General features: G+C 32.0%; 24 protein-coding genes. 8 read left to right on the forward strand and 16 right to left on the reverse strand.

Going from position 1 to position 17,227, the window contains the following annotated elements:
- Window positions 1–3 precede the first annotated feature (3 nt).
- From ACI9TV_RS09475 to ACI9TV_RS09485, 3 genes are read left to right on the forward strand one after another with little or no spacing between them, the layout of a single operon-like run.
- Window positions 4–573 carry an adenylate kinase gene (locus ACI9TV_RS09475; protein ID WP_415250543.1) on the forward strand — a complete coding sequence of 190 codons (570 nt, stop codon included), beginning with the start codon at window positions 4–6 and terminating at the stop codon, window positions 571–573.
- Window positions 574–583: 10 nt separating this feature from the next.
- Window positions 584–820: a hypothetical protein gene (locus ACI9TV_RS09480; protein WP_415250544.1), complete on the forward strand. Its 237-nt coding sequence runs from the start codon at window positions 584–586 to the stop codon at window positions 818–820.
- 27 nt (window positions 821–847) lie between these two features.
- Window positions 848–976, forward strand: a complete 129-nt coding sequence (locus ACI9TV_RS09485; protein ID WP_415250545.1) for an entericidin EcnAB — start codon at window positions 848–850, stop codon at window positions 974–976.
- Window positions 977–1,018: 42 nt separating this feature from the next.
- Here ACI9TV_RS09485 and ACI9TV_RS09490 read toward each other — a convergent pair whose 3' ends face one another.
- Entirely contained in the window at window positions 1,019–1,315 is a 297-nt protein-coding gene (locus tag ACI9TV_RS09490) for a hypothetical protein (RefSeq protein ID WP_415250546.1), read from the reverse strand.
- A gap of 314 nt (window positions 1,316–1,629) precedes the next feature.
- On the opposite strand from ACI9TV_RS09490, the gene ACI9TV_RS09495 reads away from it, so the two are divergent.
- The 4 genes from ACI9TV_RS09495 to ACI9TV_RS09510 all read left to right on the forward strand — a co-directional run bounded on the left by ACI9TV_RS09495 (window position 1,630) and on the right by ACI9TV_RS09510 (window position 4,077).
- Entirely contained in the window at window positions 1,630–2,247 is a 618-nt protein-coding gene (locus ACI9TV_RS09495; protein WP_415250547.1) for a DUF6166 domain-containing protein, read from the forward strand.
- A 9-nt stretch (window positions 2,248–2,256) separates the two neighbouring features.
- Window positions 2,257–2,448 (forward strand): hypothetical protein, encoded by a 192-nt coding sequence (locus ACI9TV_RS09500; protein ID WP_415250548.1) that lies wholly within the window; start codon window positions 2,257–2,259, stop codon window positions 2,446–2,448.
- 47 nt (window positions 2,449–2,495) lie between these two features.
- Window positions 2,496–3,695 (forward strand): tetrahydrodipicolinate N-succinyltransferase N-terminal domain-containing protein, encoded by a 1,200-nt coding sequence (locus tag ACI9TV_RS09505; protein WP_415250549.1) that lies wholly within the window; start codon window positions 2,496–2,498, stop codon window positions 3,693–3,695.
- Window positions 3,696–3,771: 76 nt separating this feature from the next.
- Complete coding sequence (locus ACI9TV_RS09510; RefSeq protein WP_415250550.1) at window positions 3,772–4,077, forward strand: flagellar basal body rod C-terminal domain-containing protein; 306 nt, start codon at window positions 3,772–3,774, stop codon at window positions 4,075–4,077.
- Between the two features lie 3 nt (window positions 4,078–4,080).
- Here the strand turns inward: ACI9TV_RS09510 and ACI9TV_RS09515 are convergent, their stop codons facing one another.
- The 12 genes from ACI9TV_RS09515 to ACI9TV_RS09570 form a co-directional block, all read right to left on the reverse strand.
- Window positions 4,081–5,415: an SH3 domain-containing protein gene (locus tag ACI9TV_RS09515; RefSeq protein ID WP_415250551.1), complete on the reverse strand. Its 1,335-nt coding sequence runs from the start codon at window positions 5,413–5,415 to the stop codon at window positions 4,081–4,083.
- A gap of 9 nt (window positions 5,416–5,424) precedes the next feature.
- Window positions 5,425–6,084 carry a LexA family transcriptional regulator gene (locus ACI9TV_RS09520; protein ID WP_415250552.1) on the reverse strand — a complete coding sequence of 220 codons (660 nt, stop codon included), beginning with the start codon at window positions 6,082–6,084 and terminating at the stop codon, window positions 5,425–5,427.
- Window positions 6,085–6,438: 354 nt separating this feature from the next.
- Window positions 6,439–6,906, reverse strand: coding sequence for a tRNA (cytidine(34)-2'-O)-methyltransferase (locus ACI9TV_RS09525; RefSeq protein ID WP_415250553.1), 468 nt, complete (start codon window positions 6,904–6,906; stop codon window positions 6,439–6,441).
- A 1-nt stretch (window position 6,907) separates the two neighbouring features.
- On the reverse strand, window positions 6,908–7,744 hold the full coding sequence (gene purU / locus ACI9TV_RS09530) for a formyltetrahydrofolate deformylase (protein WP_415250554.1): 837 nt from the start codon (window positions 7,742–7,744) through the stop codon (window positions 6,908–6,910).
- Window positions 7,744–8,103, reverse strand: coding sequence for a CiaD-like domain-containing protein (locus ACI9TV_RS09535; protein WP_415250555.1), 360 nt, complete (start codon window positions 8,101–8,103; stop codon window positions 7,744–7,746). The genes purU and ACI9TV_RS09535 overlap by 1 nt, the downstream gene beginning before the upstream one ends.
- Window positions 8,094–8,342, reverse strand: coding sequence for a tetratricopeptide repeat protein (locus tag ACI9TV_RS09540; RefSeq protein ID WP_415250556.1), 249 nt, complete (start codon window positions 8,340–8,342; stop codon window positions 8,094–8,096). The genes ACI9TV_RS09535 and ACI9TV_RS09540 overlap by 10 nt, the downstream gene beginning before the upstream one ends.
- A 5-nt stretch (window positions 8,343–8,347) precedes the next feature.
- Window positions 8,348–9,415: a 3-isopropylmalate dehydrogenase gene (gene leuB, locus ACI9TV_RS09545; protein ID WP_415250557.1), complete on the reverse strand. Its 1,068-nt coding sequence runs from the start codon at window positions 9,413–9,415 to the stop codon at window positions 8,348–8,350.
- A gap of 3 nt (window positions 9,416–9,418) precedes the next feature.
- The gene (locus ACI9TV_RS09550) at window positions 9,419–9,922 is read right to left on the reverse strand and encodes a 3-isopropylmalate dehydratase small subunit (protein ID WP_415250558.1); all 504 of its coding nucleotides are present in this window, start codon (window positions 9,920–9,922) and stop codon (window positions 9,419–9,421) included.
- Window positions 9,923–10,194: 272 nt separating this feature from the next.
- Window positions 10,195–10,431 carry a thioredoxin family protein gene (locus ACI9TV_RS09555; protein ID WP_415250559.1) on the reverse strand — a complete coding sequence of 79 codons (237 nt, stop codon included), beginning with the start codon at window positions 10,429–10,431 and terminating at the stop codon, window positions 10,195–10,197.
- Window positions 10,432–10,556: 125 nt separating this feature from the next.
- Complete coding sequence (locus ACI9TV_RS09560) at window positions 10,557–12,287, reverse strand: hypothetical protein (RefSeq protein WP_415250560.1); 1,731 nt, start codon at window positions 12,285–12,287, stop codon at window positions 10,557–10,559.
- A 21-nt stretch (window positions 12,288–12,308) separates the two neighbouring features.
- A complete protein-coding gene (locus ACI9TV_RS09565) occupies window positions 12,309–13,634 on the reverse strand; it encodes a hypothetical protein (protein WP_415250561.1) in 1,326 nt (441 codons plus the stop codon).
- Window positions 13,635–13,636: 2 nt separating this feature from the next.
- Window positions 13,637–14,893: a hypothetical protein gene (locus tag ACI9TV_RS09570; protein WP_415250562.1), complete on the reverse strand. Its 1,257-nt coding sequence runs from the start codon at window positions 14,891–14,893 to the stop codon at window positions 13,637–13,639.
- A gap of 75 nt (window positions 14,894–14,968) precedes the next feature.
- Between ACI9TV_RS09570 and ACI9TV_RS09575 the strand changes: the two genes are divergently transcribed.
- A complete protein-coding gene (locus ACI9TV_RS09575; protein ID WP_415250563.1) occupies window positions 14,969–15,385 on the forward strand; it encodes a TetR family transcriptional regulator C-terminal domain-containing protein in 417 nt (138 codons plus the stop codon).
- A gap of 46 nt (window positions 15,386–15,431) precedes the next feature.
- Here ACI9TV_RS09575 and ACI9TV_RS09580 read toward each other — a convergent pair whose 3' ends face one another.
- The 3 genes from ACI9TV_RS09580 to ACI9TV_RS09590 are packed head-to-tail and all read right to left on the reverse strand — an operon-like array spanning window position 15,432 to window position 17,097.
- Window positions 15,432–16,376, reverse strand: a complete 945-nt coding sequence (locus tag ACI9TV_RS09580) for a permease (protein WP_415250564.1) — start codon at window positions 16,374–16,376, stop codon at window positions 15,432–15,434.
- Complete coding sequence (locus tag ACI9TV_RS09585; protein ID WP_415250565.1) at window positions 16,376–16,777, reverse strand: arsenate reductase ArsC; 402 nt, start codon at window positions 16,775–16,777, stop codon at window positions 16,376–16,378. The genes ACI9TV_RS09580 and ACI9TV_RS09585 overlap by 1 nt, the downstream gene beginning before the upstream one ends.
- Complete coding sequence (locus tag ACI9TV_RS09590; RefSeq protein WP_415250566.1) at window positions 16,774–17,097, reverse strand: ArsR/SmtB family transcription factor; 324 nt, start codon at window positions 17,095–17,097, stop codon at window positions 16,774–16,776. Before ACI9TV_RS09590 ends, ACI9TV_RS09585 begins: the two co-directional genes overlap by 4 nt.
- Window positions 17,098–17,227 lie beyond the last annotated feature (130 nt).

The following is a 17,227-nucleotide window of genomic DNA, read 5'->3' on the forward strand; positions in this document are numbered from 1 at the left end:
ACTTTGAAAAAACTATTTCTAATTATCGGAGCTCCTGGCTCTGGTAAAACTACAGATGCAGAGTTAATCGCTCAAAAAAATGAAAACATCACACACTACTCTACTGGAGATATGCTTCGAACAGAAGTTGCTTCTCGAAGCCAAAGAGGAATAGAACTAGATAGTTTTATGTCAAAGGGAGAAATAGTTCCTATTGACATTGTTATCGAAACTATAATAAGTGCTATTAAAGAATCTCCTACAAATGTCGTTATTATAGATGGTTACCCTAGAAGTGTAGAACAAATGAATGCACTTGATAAATATTTGGAAAATGAAAATTTTGTTACACTAACAAATGTAATTGAAATACAAGTGAGCGAAGAAACTGCTAGAGATAGAGTTCTTGGTCGTGCCCGCGGTGCTGATGATAACAATGAAGTTTTTAATAATCGCATGAGAGTTTATTTAGAACCATTGATTTCCATCAAGGATTTTTATGAACCTAAAGAGTTGCTAGAAGTTGTTTCTGGTGAAGGTTCTATAGAATCTATAGTTATCGAACTCAATGAGTTCATTCAATCAAAAATATAAGGAAGTAATAATGAAAAATATACTATTGTCTATTGTAGCAATAATGGTATTATCAACATCTAGTTATGCCGTTTCATGGGATGAAATTAAAGATGACTTAACAGAAATCTGGGATGATTTTAAAGAAGATAGAGAAGAATTAAAAGTAGACAGAGATAAGCTGCAAGCTGATAGAAAAAAGACATATGAAAAAGCAGAAGATGATGTTAAAGATGCTCTAGAAGATTTAGAAGATGACTTACACTAAAGGAGAAAACGTATGAAAAAACTTACTATGCTATTATCAATACTAAGTATTTTAATTATTGGTACTGGATGTTCTGGAACTTGGGACGGCGTTAAAAATGACTCAGGTAAAGCCTGGGATTCTACAAAAGAAACCATTCACGAAGCTACTAAATAATTTCTTCACACACAGATAAAAGCTAACTATAGCTTTTATCTTCTAATCACATTCTTGTTCTGTGAATCCAAAATCCTCTTCATCATTACCCTTTTGTGCCTCTAAAATATCACCAATAAGCTCTTCACATTCTTCTTCATCAATATCGCCACTTTGAATATCATCTAAAATATCTTGTAAATCAGCCTTAAATTCTTGAAGCTCTTCTATCTCTTCTTTTGCATCCGCAGTTGCTTCTTTATTATCTGCTATCTCTTCATAAATTTCATCTAGTCTTTCATTTAAATCTGGAATAACACTCTTTGTAATAAGTTCTTCTAATCTTTCAGCTTTTGACATTCTTTTGTACCTTTGTTTTTAATATTTGAAATAATACAATAAATTATCCAATAGTTTAATAATTTGATTAATCAATGCTTTTTCTGTTAATAAACTATATAAATTTACTGATAATAACAACTTTACTAACATAATTAACATATATACCGATATAAAACAAATAGAAGTCAAGGAAAAAAAGAATATTAGTTTGATTATTGGTACTTTTATTGCTAATAGCTGTTATATATGTTTTTATAACTTGCATATTACTAACAAAAAGAAAAAGTGAATATAACAAACATTAAACTTTTAATTTATAAAGAGAGAATAAAATGGCAATAAATATGAACAAACACGTTTTTAAAGGACATAAAACTATACTGGGAAGTAAGTATGTAACATACGGTGAAGTGGAACTTCCACTTCGAGATGATTTATGTTCTCGTGCTACTAGTTTTGACTGGGGTCATAATGGTCCTGCATCTATGCAACTCTCTTTTGCTATTCTTATTCAATTAAGTGATGAAACAATAGCTACTAAACATACTGTTAGATTTACGCAAGAAATAGTAAAACAATTTAGCTCACGCGATTGGGTTTTGAGTGCTAATGATGTTTTAGAATGGATTAATACAAATGAGGCGACTACCAAAGACACTAAAGCGGAGCTAACATTAGTAACACAAGCATCCAAGAGACTTAAAAGTGATTCTAAACCTAAAATAAAAAAGAGCAATGTTGTAAAAACTATTTGTAAAGAGCTTGAAATAACACAAAAGCAACTTGCAGAAATTCTAGAGGTTCCAGAGGGAACTGTAAGTTCTTGGGCAGTAAAGAATGAAATTCCTAGACTTGGTAAAAAAGCAATAGAATTCTATACCATAAGTCATAAAAATCAAAAAATTGTAGATAGCTATAAAGATTTTATACATCTTCTACAAGCTTCATAGAGTATTCTCATGCAACCAAAAGATGAAGTCACACGAAGCTTACTTGTAGATAGACAAACATGGGATGATGCAATGCTATATTCCAGACAAAGATATAAAATGAGCTTAAGCAAAGTTGTAGAATCTTTACTACAAGAATGGCTTGCCAAAGAAAAACGTAAACCTCTGGACAACAAAAGCCAAGGGAAGTTCTTCCATTAGTTGTTTTTAAGTATAATTCTCCAATAAATTAAATAAGCGAGAACCCAATGCAAACTATTGAAAACACAGATGCCTTTAAAGCATTAATAGAAGATATTAAAACAAGTACAAAAGGCTATCGAGATCCCTTAGCATTTGGTATATGTAGAGTAGATTTAGGTCAACTAAACGTTGAAAAAACTCTTCAAGCAACATACCCATTAATTAACTGGGATGAGAACTTTGGATCTGCTGCAATTTTTGTTAGAGCACTGGAAGAGCAAGGGATTAAGGTTGATTTCACAAACAGTGAGGCTATTTATACTATAAACGCAGAGTTTTTAAGAGCTTCTCTATGTGCCTTTACACCTTACGCTGATGAAGCCTATGGAAATGCACACAAAAACATACAAGTTGTATCTGCTTTATATTCTCAAATTATGAATAGCGGTAGCCTTGAGGGTGAGTTTAAAATAACATTTATTTTTGATGACGCTCCACTGCAAAGTGTTGAAGCATCGTATTTAAAACTTTATGCAATTTCTCAAGCAAAAGTTCCATTAAGAGATATTAACTTAAACGGTGCATTTGGTGCACTGCCAAACGTTGCATGGAGTCAAGGGCAACCAATCGAACTTGATTACCTAAGAGAATTCGAAATAGAATTAAAATTATCAAACGAATATCCACATATTGACTTTGTAGATAAATTCCCAAGATTTTTACAACACATCATTCCTCAAGATAATACTCGTATTTTAGCTACTTCAAAAGTAAGATTTGGTGCACAACTTGCCGCAGGGACTACAGTAATGCCAGGTGCTTCATATGTTAACTTCAATGCAGGAACAACTGGTTCTGTTATGGTTGAAGGTCGTATCTCAAGTTCTGCTATCGTTGGTGATGGTTCAGATGTCGGTGGTGGTGCCTCTATCTTAGGTGTTCTAAGTGGAACTGATGGTAACCCTATCTCTATTGGTAAAAACACACTTCTTGGCGCTAACTCAACTTGTGGTATTCCTTTAGGTGATGCTTGTATTATTGATGCAGGTTTAGCTATTTTAGAGGGAACTAAGGTTGGTATCTATCCAGCTGAGTTGAAGAAAATCATGGAAGTTAACACTAATGCAAATATGGAAGGTGAAGTTTTCAAAGGTAAGCAACTCGCACACTTTAGTGGTATTCACTTTAGACAAAACTCTTTAACAGGCGAGATTACTGCTTCTCGTTCAACAAGAGAAATTAAACTTAACGCTGATCTTCACTAACTTATATATAGTTCTTTTACATAATCTTTCTTTTATGTAATTAGGACTATAATAGGAATTGAACAAGGAGGCTATAATGAATATATCAGGTAATATATCGTCAATTGGCTCACATCAAACATTGCTCAATACAAACGCAAACAATGTTGCAAATGTAAATACAGATGGCTTCAGACCGAGTGATACAAAGGTCACAAGTAATGGTGAAGGAACTACCACAAACACTAGATTAAGTGATGATACTGGTTCTGCTAAAAGTCAAACAGATCTTGCTAAAGAGCTAACTGATCAAATTATTGCTGAAGATGCAGTTGCAGTGAATGTAAGTGCGATAAAAACTCAAGATGAAATGATTGGGTCTTTACTAGATATTAAAGCCTAGCTTTTATCTAGTTAAAGTATTCATACTCTCAATATTTTTCAATAGTTCAGCACTCTCATCATAATTTTCCAACTCACTTCCAAGTTTTAAAGTACTAAAAATTGGCTTACCTATAATAAACCTACCTTCTTTCGTATCTTTTTTTGTACGAATTCCCCATACGTTTTGATACACAACAATTTCATCATTGTGGATACCCGCATATAAAACGATATGTCCTTTTTTATACAATAATGTTTGAAATGGTATAGCTTCTTTTTTAATAAACTTTATTTTATCAGTGTCGTTGAGCTCTTTTAAGTTGAGTACCTTACCCACTTTTGCTTGCTTTGAAGAGTTCCTAGGTAAAGAAATACCAAAAGGTACATATAAATCCATTAAAGTAGATGAACAATCTCTTTGACCATATACCCCGCCCCAACCATAGTTAGTTTTTGAAACTTCTTTAATTATTTTATTTATATTTGTTTTACTGAGAGGCAGAGTTATCTTTGAAGCTGTGTCCTTGGAAATAACTGACTGATTAAACATTGCTTTATTATTTTTATATGAAGAGACTGTGAGAATTGTATACGAAGTATCATCTTCACCTACAAGAGCGAACATCATGCCAATTCTAGTATCAAAAAGAGCCTCACCTTTTTCATTATAAAGAGCATTACCTTCTTTCGTAATTTTAACTTGTTGTGCATCTTGCCAACTTTGCGCATAAACATCATCTATAAAAACAACTTCACTTGTTTTTAACCATCCAAAAGTATAATCTGTAAAGACAAATACCCATTGCTTATCAGATGAATAGTGAGATATTAATAAAGGTACATTTGCATTTACTGCACTGTTTTGTAAATAATCAAAAGGGAAACCTTCCCCAGCCATTGATGGATCACGTAAAAGTGGTTTCGATGTAGGAAAAGCTCTTATGTTTGAGTACTTAAGAGTCAGTGCTTTTTTATTTAAAGTGGAATATTTCTCAAAATTAGATTTTACATACATTGCATCAAAAAAGTCTTGCTTTAATTGCACTAGATTTTCGCCATAACTAGTAGAGGCATGAAAAGATTTAAACGGCCATTGTATATTTTCAAGTGACTCGGAAGGTTTTTCTATATTCCAGACACTAAAATAAGATGCTTCATAATTTTTTTGAATATCATAAAGTTTTGAAGTATCTATATTTTTAGTATAGTATTCTACATCTTGAGGAATACTAGCCAAGTCTTCAAGAATTATATCGCTCTTTTGTTTAACTACTATCTCTTTTGTCAGTTGGATATTTTCTTGAGTGACACAACCTGTAAATAAGCTAACTACTAAAACTATAGATATATATTTCAATTCTTTCCTTTAATCTACATCTCCAAATCTACTCACTACCCTACCAATAACTTCTATTTCTCTAGGGTCTAGCGTTTGAGTTGTATATACTTTATTATCAGATATTATATCCACTTTACCATCTATTCTTTTTTGAACTCGCTTAATAAAAAGACCTGCTTCGGTTCGTATAGTGAAAATACCCCCGCGTTGTAAATCTGTTTTGTCTCTGTTGATAAATACTATATCATTATAAGAAAAAGTAGGTTCCATAGAATCGCCAGAGACATTTATAGCCTCTATAAAACGTAATTCTCTCTCTCCTCCAAGCATCATAACAAATTGCTCAGGTATTTCGAGTTCCTCGGCTTGTTCGGTGTCTACTTCACCACCTCCACCAGCTGAAGCAGCTACATCAGAAAAGTACTTCACCATAAAGAACTTATTTGTCGCTTCTATAAGGCTCTCTGGTGACTGTCCGTAAAGCATCCAATTTATAGAGATTGACTTTGTAGCACAAAAATCTAAAAGTTCATGATAAGGAATCTTATCTCTTTTTTTCATGGTTGCAAAATTCATTTGTGTAATCCCTAATACTTCAGCAACATCTTTATCAAATACCTTTTTACCATTAAACTGCGTAGAAATTATACTTTTTATCTCTTCTACTATTTCTGCAAACTTATTCATCTTGTAACTCCTAATTTTGACTTATATTTAGATATTATAATACTTTTTTGAAATAAAGTCAAAATATTTATGACAAATTGTCATATTTATATATAATTTGTCATTTTTTATATAAGATTTGTTAATAAATTAAAAGGATATGAAATGTCACTTATTATTAAAAATGCAGAAAGTCTGTTCGAAAGATTTGAAAATAGTATTGAAGAGTGGGCAGAAAAGCTATTTTAGAAGCTACTCATCTTCTTTTATATTGTCTTGTCTCTTCTTATACTTTTCTTTATGGTAACCACCAAAAATAAAAAACATAAAAGCTATAAAAAGACCAAGCATAAATACATCTAAAAAGCCCATTACTTATTTTCCAAATGTATCATAAGTTTGACGAATAGCATCATAAAGTACTATTCCTGTACTGATAGCAAGATTGAGACTTCTACCTTCTTTTGTCATTGGTATAGTAATATTTTGATTTTTGTATTTGTTTAAGATATCTTCTGGTATTCCTGCTGTTTCACTTCCAAAAAAGATAAAATCTCCATCTTTAAATTCTGCATCAAAATATGGTCTATCTGTTTTTGTTGTTGCAAAGTGCGCGTTATCTGATATTGGGTTTTTATCAAAAAACTCATCAATATTTTCCCAAACATGCAAATCTAACTTATCCCAATAATCAAGCCCTGCTCTACGCACTGCTTTTTCATCGATATCAAAACCAATAGGTTTAATAAGGTGAAGTGATGCTCCTGCATTAACGCAAAGACGACCAATAGCGCCAGTATTATTTGGAATTTGTGGATGAACTAAAACTAAATTAAAAGACATCTTAAAAAATCACTGTTTTGTTAGCATGAACAAAAATTCTATCTTCAAGAGCTAATTTCAAAGCACGTGAAAGAACGATTTTCTCAACATCCTTACCTTTTCTTTGCATGTCTTTCCAACTGTAAGCATGATCTACATGTATAACTTCTTGAGCTATAATTGGACCTTCATCTAAATCATTATTTACAAAATGCGAAGTTGCCCCTATAATTTTTACACCTCTGTCATACGCTTGCTTATAAGGATTTGCACCAATAAAAGCTGGTAAGAATGAGTGGTGAATGTTGATGATTTTATCTTCAAATGTTTCTACAAACTTTGGTGTTAAAATTCTCATATATTTAGCTAAAACTATATAATCTATATCATCATATCTTTGTATACATTCTATAATTTTATCTTCATGCTCTTCTCTATCAAGATTTTCATGAGAAACTGTAATGTATGGGATATCAAACTTACTCACAAAAGATTCTAACTTATCATAATTAGAAACTACTGCTAATATATTTGCTTCAAGCTCACCTGCTTCATGTCGAACCAAAATATCGCCAAGTGCATGCATTTCTTTTGTGGCCATTATGATAATATTTTTCTTTTTTGGTGCTATTACTTTTATTGAGGTGTCACTTGATAAAACGTTGTTAAGCGATTGCTCTAGTTCCGTTAAGTCCACATCTCCATCAACAACACTTCGCATAAAAAACCTATTGTTTTCTTTATCAACAAATTCATGATTTGATAAAATATTTAGATTGTGGTTAAAAAAAACAGTAGATACTTTATACACAATTCCTTTTGCATCATTTGCTTCTATTAAAACTCTGTATTGGCTCACTATCTTTTACCTTTTTCTAAAATATTAATTCTTGAATCGATTGTTGCTAGTGTATACTCAAGAAAATTAAGTGTCATATCAATTTTTGCTTCTATATTCGTGTTATTAGGCGCTTGAAAACCTTCAAAAAGTACAAGGAGTCTCTCTTTTATTGAGTTTAGATATTTCACTTCACTCTCACATGAATTTTCATCCACTATAGAATCTTGTGAAACTGCTTGATTTACCTCAGGCTTTACTTCTTCAATTTTAACTTTTTTTACAGCAAGAGTTTCTTTTACTTCATACTTCGGAGTAGGTTTTGCAGGTACTTCTTCCATCTCAGCAAGTGTTGATAGTATTACATCTTTTAATTCCATGACTTTAGCAACCACCTTTCAAATTCGTTAAACTCTACATCAGTATCCATTTTTACAAAAAAGTCTTTCATTTGAGTGTTTACATTTAAAAACTTTTTTCTCATACCGGACAATCTACGTATAGCAATTTTTGCATCACTGTTTGAAGGATCCTTTTTTAAAACTTCTTTGTAAATATCCAAAGCCTCTTCTTTAAGACCTTGAAGTTCATAAATATTTGCTAATGTAAGAGTTTGCATATTTTTTATCTACGAATGTAATTCGCTATGATGGAACCCATTTCACTTGTTGAACATACTTCTTTTGCATCAAATTGTGCTAAATCTTGTGTTCTATAGCCTTCACTTAATGCTTTTTTAATTGCATAGTCAATTCTATCTGCAGCTTCTACTTCACCAAATGCATATCTTAACATCATAGCTGCTGAAGAGATTGTAGCGATAGGATTTGAGATACCTTGTCCTGCAATATCTGGAGCAGAGCCATGTATAGGCTCATACACACCAATTTTATCACCAATCGAAGCTGATGGTAAAAGACCAATTGATCCACATAACATAGAAGCCTCATCACTTAAAATATCACCAAAGATATTTCCAGTTAGCATTACGTCAAATTGTTTTGGATTAAGTACAAGTTGCATTGCAGCGTTGTCCACATACATGTGAGTTAGTTCAACATCTGGATACTCGGCAGAGATTTCAGTTACAACATCTCTCCAAAGCTGAGATACATCAAGAACATTTGCTTTATCAATAGAACAAACTCTTTTATCTCTTTTTTGTGCAGCAGCGAATGCACGATGTGCAATTCTCTGTATTTCCATACGAGTATAGACCATAGTGTTCCAGCCTTTATCTTCAGTACGACCTTTTGGTTCACCAAAATAAATACCGCCAATAAGCTCACGAACAACCATAATATCAACACCCTTGATAATTTGAGGCTTTAACGATGATGCATTAATAAGCTCATCATATACAACGGCAGGACGAAGATTTGCATAGACTCCAAGCTCTTTTCTAAATCTTAAAAGTCCACTTTCTGGTCTTTTTTCACGAGGAAGACTGTCCCACTTCTCACCACCAATTGCTCCAAATAAAACTGCATCACTTGCTAATGCTTTAGAAATTGTTTCTTGAGGAAGAGGATCACCTGTAATGTCATAAGCAGCACCGCCCATTAAAGCTTCATTATAAGAGAAATCAAAATCAGAACATGATGCAACAGCATCTAAAACTTTCACAGCCTCATCAATGATTTCAGGGCCAATTCCATCGCCCTTAATTAGTGTTATTTTATATGATTTCATTTCTTATTTACCTTTCATTTCATTCACGGCGAAGTTCATTAACCCACCGGCATCTATTAACTCTTGCATAAAAGCAGGGATTGGAGTGAAGTTATATGACTTATTAGTACTTTTATTTGTAATAGTACCGGCATTCATATCTACACTTACTTCATCACCTTCGTTTATCTCTGCACTCTCAGGCAGTTCAAAAATTGGCAAGCCCATGTTAAATGCATTTCTATAAAAAATTCTTGCAAAAGTTGGAGCAATAATAGCCGCAATACCTGCAGCCTTGAGTGCAATTGGTGCATGTTCACGTGAACTTCCACAACCAAAGTTTTCACCAGCTACGATTACATCGCCTATACTCATCTTAGTTACAAATTCTGGATCAGCATCTTCCATTACATGTTTTGCCAATTCCTCTGGAACTGAAGTATTAAGGTACCTTGCAGCTATAATTATATCTGTGTCAACATCTTTTCCAAAAGTCCAAACTTTTCCGTCAATATTTGCTTTTTGCATAATTAAAATTCCTATTGTCTTACTAAATAATATTGCGATTATATCCAAAAAGTGATTTAATTTTTATAAAGGAGGAATTTGATGATTATTTAAGCCTCCGTAAGAGCTAAAATTTCATCTATATTTAATTTTTTTCAAGTTTATTTCACTTCATGAAGATAATAAAACTGTTAAAATCGGCTACGCCCCAGCTTCAGGGCTCCATATTGCTAAAAAGGTTCTTCTAAATGAGAGGACAACAAAATTATTCGATATGAAAAGATATAAAATAATCAAATGGTATTAATAAAAGCTAAAACTTCATCCATACTTAGTACTTTTCCAGTTGACTTTACTTCACCATCTATTACTAGTCCTGGAGTACTCATAACACCATAGTCCATGATTTTTTGTAGGTCTTCTACTTTTTCTACACTGTGAAAACCACCTACTTTTGCTATGGCTTGTTTTGCTACTGCTTCAAGGTCTGCACATTTTTTACAGCCTGTTCCTAAAATTTCTATTTTCATTTATTTTCCTATAATCTTTAAATTTCTAAGTAATTAACTTTGATATACTATCCTAATTTACGACTTAATTATTTATATGTTGTGTATATTTAGTTTTGCTTGTTGATGCTATATTTCTTTATATTTTAAGAATCATAAATTGTATACTTTTTAAAGATATTCAATCCCTCTTGCATTCTTGGCATATATGTTTCATTAATCATTCTTTTATAACCAGCATTGTCTCCAAGGTCATGATAAGAACCATCTAATTTCATATAGGCTTCTTTTATTTTACTTTCATTATTTAGCATAAAATTAAATTGACCTATTTTTTTCTCTATTTCAGTAATCATATCTTGTTGATTTTCTGAGAATTCATACTGTTGCCACCTTCCTTCAATTCCATATTCTCTCAAATCCATTGTAGAATTATTGGATGCGCTAAAATCTACTTCATAAGCTTTTTCTTTTTCTTCTTCACTTTGGTTTAAAAACATATCAAGTGCACTTTGATCGGCTCGTCCAGCTTTAATTAACGTTTCTAAGAAGTTTATGGTTGAATAACTAGTATCCATAAATTCAAACTTTAGGTTACCTGCATATATTCTAGCTTCTTCAATTGTTTTTCCTTGTTCTAAAGCTTCATAAGTCGCAGCATTTGTAAATCGCGCTAATTCGGTTTCATTAGTAACTCTTTCGTCTTTACCCCAAGTATTTACAGGATACTCTTTCATAATTGCATGAGCACCTTTTTGCATTTCTATAAAAGCTTCTTCTCCACCAAATATGTCATAAGCTTTTTGAAATGCCTGCTCGTAATCTAACTTTTGTGCTTTTACTTCGGAGGGAGTAAGGTCTTGACCTAATTCAATACGAGTACCTTCAAGAAAAGAGCTGACTATTTTTAAAAAATCTGGACCATCTATATAGTTTGGATAAGCCTCATGAACTTCTCTTGTTTGAATTTCTTCATCTTCTTTAGAATAAGTATCAGGAATAGGAGTATAAACATCTTTATACTTCTCTTGCATCTCAGCCATTTTTCCTGTTGCTTCTGTTTTAGCTACAACATCCGTTGTTGATGCCCCAGTAGTTACAGTTACACCCTCTGTTTCTTCTACACCTTTTGTAGCTAGTAGTTTTTCTAATGAACTTGCTTCTTTAGTATTCTCATCAAGAAGTACTTTTATAATCGCTTCTTGTTGGAGTGTCATAGTACTATTTGTAGCACCATCTAGACTCTCTTTATAGTCTTGAAGTAGTTCTTTTTTATAATCATTGAGTAATTTTGAGACTTCGAGTTTAGATTCTGGTGTATCGCCTCTTGTTTCCATTAGTGTTTGTGCATATTCATTGACTTTGTTTTGAATAGTTTCTTTTGTAATTGATGAAGCTGTTGTTGTGGCGGTAGAGCTACTTGAATATAAATCATCTAAAAAATTATCTACTACGGAATCTTCTTTGTCGGTAATACTACTATTGGATTTAATATTATTGGTGTAAAAATCTTTTAATTCATTGACAATTTGTTTAATCTCATCTGATAAATAGCCTATATTATTCTTCTCTTTGGAGAGCATATCTAATTTACTTAGGATAGATTGAGAATCAAGCTTACCTGTTTCTCTTTCTATCACTAATTTTCCATTAACCTCTTCATTGCTCTTAATTCCCATGATAAAGCCTAAAGACAATTTAACAGCATTCGCATCTTTCTCTGACATTCCAGCTACAAGTTCATTTAAAAGTGCATTCCCATCTTCATCTAACAATTCCTCAATAGTAGGAAGACCTCTATAGTCATCTTCTTTATTGTTGTTAGTTTTATTTGTCGCTGTTGAGTATTGTGTTTGGCTTGTTGATGTTACATTCATGATAAATCCTTTAATCTTTATTTAGTCGTAAATTTTATAGTTCTTAAAAATATTTAGTGCAGCTTCCATTTTAGGCATATATTTGTCATTAATAATTTGTTTATAACCTTCATTATTTCCAAGAGTTTGGGCATCAGCTTCTAACTTCATATACGTTGCTTCTATCTTACTTTCATTATTTAGCATAAAGTTAAATTGATTTATTTTTTTCTCTATTTCATTAATCATAGATTTCTGACTTCCAAAAACTTCATAAAACTCCCAGCTTCCTTCGATGCCATATTGTCTTAAGTCCATAGTTGAATTAAACGGGTCATCAAAGTTTATATTGTTCATTCGTCCAACATTTTCTTCTTTATCTTCATATAACAACAAATCTAGTGCATTTGAATCAGCTCGTCCTGCTTTGATTAATGTTTCTACAAAACGTTTAGCCGAAGCATCAGCTAACTCATTGTCTACATTCATAAATTCAACAGTAAGACTTCTTGCACTAATTCTAGCTTCTTCAATTGTTTTTCCACTCTCTAGCCCTTCATAAACTGTAGCATTAGAAAATCGTGTAATCTCTTTAGCATTTGTTATATTTTCATTTGAGTTTTCAAGACTATCTTTATACTCTTGGAGTAACTCATTTTTGTATTGGTTGAGTAGCTTTGAAGTCTCAAGTTCAGACATTGTGACATCGCCTCTTTCTTCCAGCATAAGTGAAGCATATTTATTTACTTTATTTTCTATGTCATCTTTAATAATTTCAGATTTAAAGTTAATAGTTTCTTTTGAGTATAAGTCTTCCATAAACTCATCCACTACTGAATCTTCTTGATTTTTAATATCAGTTGATTGTACATTAGCTTTATAGGTTTGTAAAAAATTATTCATAACATCTATAAGTCCAATGTTATCAATACTTCCGTTTTTCTTAAATTCTGATATGTAATCTTTAAATCTTGATACCGTAGAATCTTTACTTGTATCAATCGTATCAAACTTTTGTCTATCTACTGTATGATTAGTATGATTAGCTTTTACACTCGTCATAAACGATAATTGTAATACACTTTTTATTTGAGATTTTTCAATATCAGTTTTGCCCTCAAGAGATTTATTGAATTCTTTATTTCCTTCTTCATCTAAAAATGGCATAGATCGCATTGCAAAGTAGTGAAATCGTTCTTTTCTTTCGGCTTCAGACATATTTTCATATTTCATATCTTGAAGTACTTCATATCTAGTAGGTTGTTTCTTTTGTGCTACTTCTGAATATGCTGTTGCGCTTGCGTCATCTCTTTTGTTAGTAGATGTAGTTGTTGTATATTGAGTTTGGGTTGTTGATGTTACATTCATATTTACTCCTTCATATTTACAGAATCTATTCTAGGTGTATTAGATTGTAAAATACTTGACTCTCTAACCTTTAATTCTTCTAACAAAACCTCTGTTGCACTAAAACCTTTTTCATTTAATGCATGGTTATCTAATTTATGCTGTTCTATCATCTGTTGCTTTATCTCATCAGAATAAGAGTAGTATTGAGAATCAGGCTTATTTAAAAAGTTTTCATATTTCTCAGCCATTTCATTTGTATGCGATGACTGCATATTATTTTTAAAACTTTCTGCAGTAAATTCCAATACTTCCTTCCAATCTAAATTTTCTTCATTGATTTTCATATCACTTTGACCACCACTCATAGCGATGGCACCAAGTCTGAGCCTAGCATTAAACCAACCCCGTCCTGAATCAATATTATTACCTTCAGATACAGAATAAATAGTATTTATCTTTTGGTCCATCCAATCTGGTAAGCCTGAATCAGCATATTCTGTCTTTGCTTCATATTTTTTATTTATTGAAGCATCAGAATTCATAGTTAAAAGTTTTTCTAGGTGACTGGTTTCTTTAGAATTATCATCAAGAAGCACCTTGATAATAGCCTGTTGTTCTAATGTCAAACTTCCATCATTTGACTTTTTTAAGCTATCTTTATACTCTTCAAGTAGCTCTTTTTTATAATCATTTAGTAGGATGGATACATCAAGCTGTGATTCAGGGGTATCTTCCATTTCATCTACTAAAGTTTTAGCATACTCATTTACTTTATTTTGGATATTTTCTTGTGTTTGTTTAGCTGAAAATGATATAGATTCTTTAGAATATAAATCTTCTAAAAATTTATCTACAACTGAATCTTCCCTATCTCCACTATTTATAAATGTACTGTTACTCTTGTAAGCTTCTAATAGCTTCTGGGCAATTGCATCAGTTCCTAGTATATCTTGAGTAAATAGTCGTTTTCTCTCTTCTATAAAAGAACCTAGTCTATCAAAGGAAGAATTTTTAGAGTTATCTATATCAGTTACATTCTCAACTCGACCATTTTTAACTTCAGTAGACAACCCCATGTCTAAACTGAGTTTTAACATCCATTTCTCTTGGTCTGTTTTACCTTCTAAAATTTGATTCAGTAATTCATTACCTTCATCATCAAGTGTTTTTAGGACATAATCCTGACCTTTGGTTGGATTAATACCTTCTTTATTAGTCTTTTCAGTATTAGCAGAGGCAGTTGTATATTGAGTTTGTGCAGTTAGTGTTACATTCATAATTAAGCCTTATATAACATTTTTTAATATATAAGCATAGACTATTCCACATTATATCGTTCAGTTTGTAGATGATTGGATGAGATTCTTATTTCTCAATGGATTGAACCTTTACGCAATAGCAATAATCCTAAACAAGCGATAATCAATCAAATAAAATTTTTTTACGGGGCGTATGAAAATCCAAAGTATTTTTTAGACATTAAACATGGCTGTCCACTTAGTAATTTTGTTCTAGATATGAGTGATAAAGATGAATTATTTTTTACATACTTGGAGAGTGTCTATAAACGCTGGCAAGAGTCTGTAAAACAAGCTTTAGTAAAAGCTATAGAGTTAAAACAAACAAATACCGACTTTGACGCTGATAAGCAAGCCCTTTTTATAATTTCTTCAATAGAAGGAGTTATAGGAACCGCTAAAGCTCACAATGATTTAAAGTCTTTAGAGAGTGGCTTTGATACATTAAATAGCTATATTGAATCTTTATAGTTGCTAAGATTCAGTCACTAAAGCTTTGGCTTATTGGCGAGAAAAGCTATAAAATTAAATTAAATATATAACCGATGCCGATTATTCCTAGACCAACTATACCAAAAAACAAAGCTATAAGTTTAATGTGTAAAATCTTTTTGAGTATCATCGCTTCTGGTAAGCTTAGTGCTGTAACTGCCATCATAAAAGCTAAGGCAGTTCCTAGAAGCATTCCTTTTGAAGTTAAGACTTCTACAAGGGGCATAACTCCCGCAGCGTTTGAGTACATTGGGATTCCCATTAGAACTGCAATTGGAACTGCAAAGAGACTATCTTCACCCGCATATTTTACAATAAAGTCAGCTGGAACATAACCGTGAATGAAAGCCCCTACTCCTACACCGATTAAAACATATAAATAGATACTTTTAAAAATATCAAAAGAGTATTCCCAAGCTTCTTTAACTCTGTCTTTAAATGTTAAAGATATCTTCACCTCTTCTAGTTCACCATCCATTGGTTTTATGTCCATAAGAATGTATTTTTGCATCTTCATCTTACCAATGATAAAACCACCAAAAATAGCTACTAAAAGCCCAAAACCTATATAGATAGCCGTAACTTTCCAACCAAATAAGCCAAATAACAAAGCAATTGCGATTTCATTGTTTAACGGTGAAGAGATTAAAAAACTAAAGGTAACACCAACGGGAATACGAGCTTGAATAAATCCTAAAAACAAAGGAATAGCCGAACATGTACAAAATGGAGTAATAATTCCAAACAGAGCAGCAAGTACATTTCCAGTAAATTCTGATTTTCCTTGCAAATATGATCTTACATACTCTGTATTAAAATGCGTTCTCAAGTAAGAAACAACAAATATAATACTTATGAGTAAAAACCAAATTTTAATAGTGTCATAAATAAAGAAATTGAGTACATCATTTACTTGTCCACTAAGACCTAAAATATCTACTGTAAAATAATCAACACTTTCTTTCCACATTAGATAAGAGCCTCTTTTATTTTAGTCAATAACACTTCTTCTATCTCTTTATAAGTTTGCATAAATGCATCATACTCTTTTCCATCCGGGTCTTCAAACCCTATATGAATTTTGTTTACAGGACGAGGAAATATTGGGCAAGTTTCCTTTGCATGAGAACATACCGTTACAACTAAATCAAAATCTATATCTATTACTTCATCCAAATGTTTTGAGTAATATTTATCATTCCAAATAGCATTTTCTTCCAACACTCTTTTAGCATTTAAATTTACTTTACCTGATGGAGCTACACCGCAACTATAAGCTTCAATACCATCTAACTTTGCATTTATAAGTGCTTCACCGATAATACTACGACAAGAATTTCCTGTACACATTACTAATATTTTTTTATTCATATTTTACATTCTCCATTTTGAGATAGTTCTTTTAATTTTGGAATATCCATATCTAAGTATCTTATTTCTTCTAAAGCTTCTAGTCTAAAGCGATCCAGTGGATTTCTTATAGAATAATATGCCCAAGTTCCTTTACGTTCTACTCTCAAAAAACCAGCTTCTTTTAGAATCTTAAGATGGCGAGAAAGACGTGATTGAATCATGTCGAGTGATTCTTGCATATCACATACACATACTTCACCATATTTGTCTAAAAAACGTAGTAATAAGATTCTTGTTTCGTCGTTAAGTGCAGAAACTGATTTTAAAAAAATATCCATTTATTAACAACAACCCGTAGACCATTTACCATTTTTAGTAAAACTAGGCTCACATGCACCTACTCCACCAGTAAATTCATCTCCACCAAATAACTCAATTTCTTCCATAGTATGGTAGTTTTCCCAAATA

This window comes from Sulfurimonas sp. (assembly GCF_047622445.1).
GTDB lineage: Bacteria > Campylobacterota > Campylobacteria > Campylobacterales > Sulfurimonadaceae > Sulfurimonas.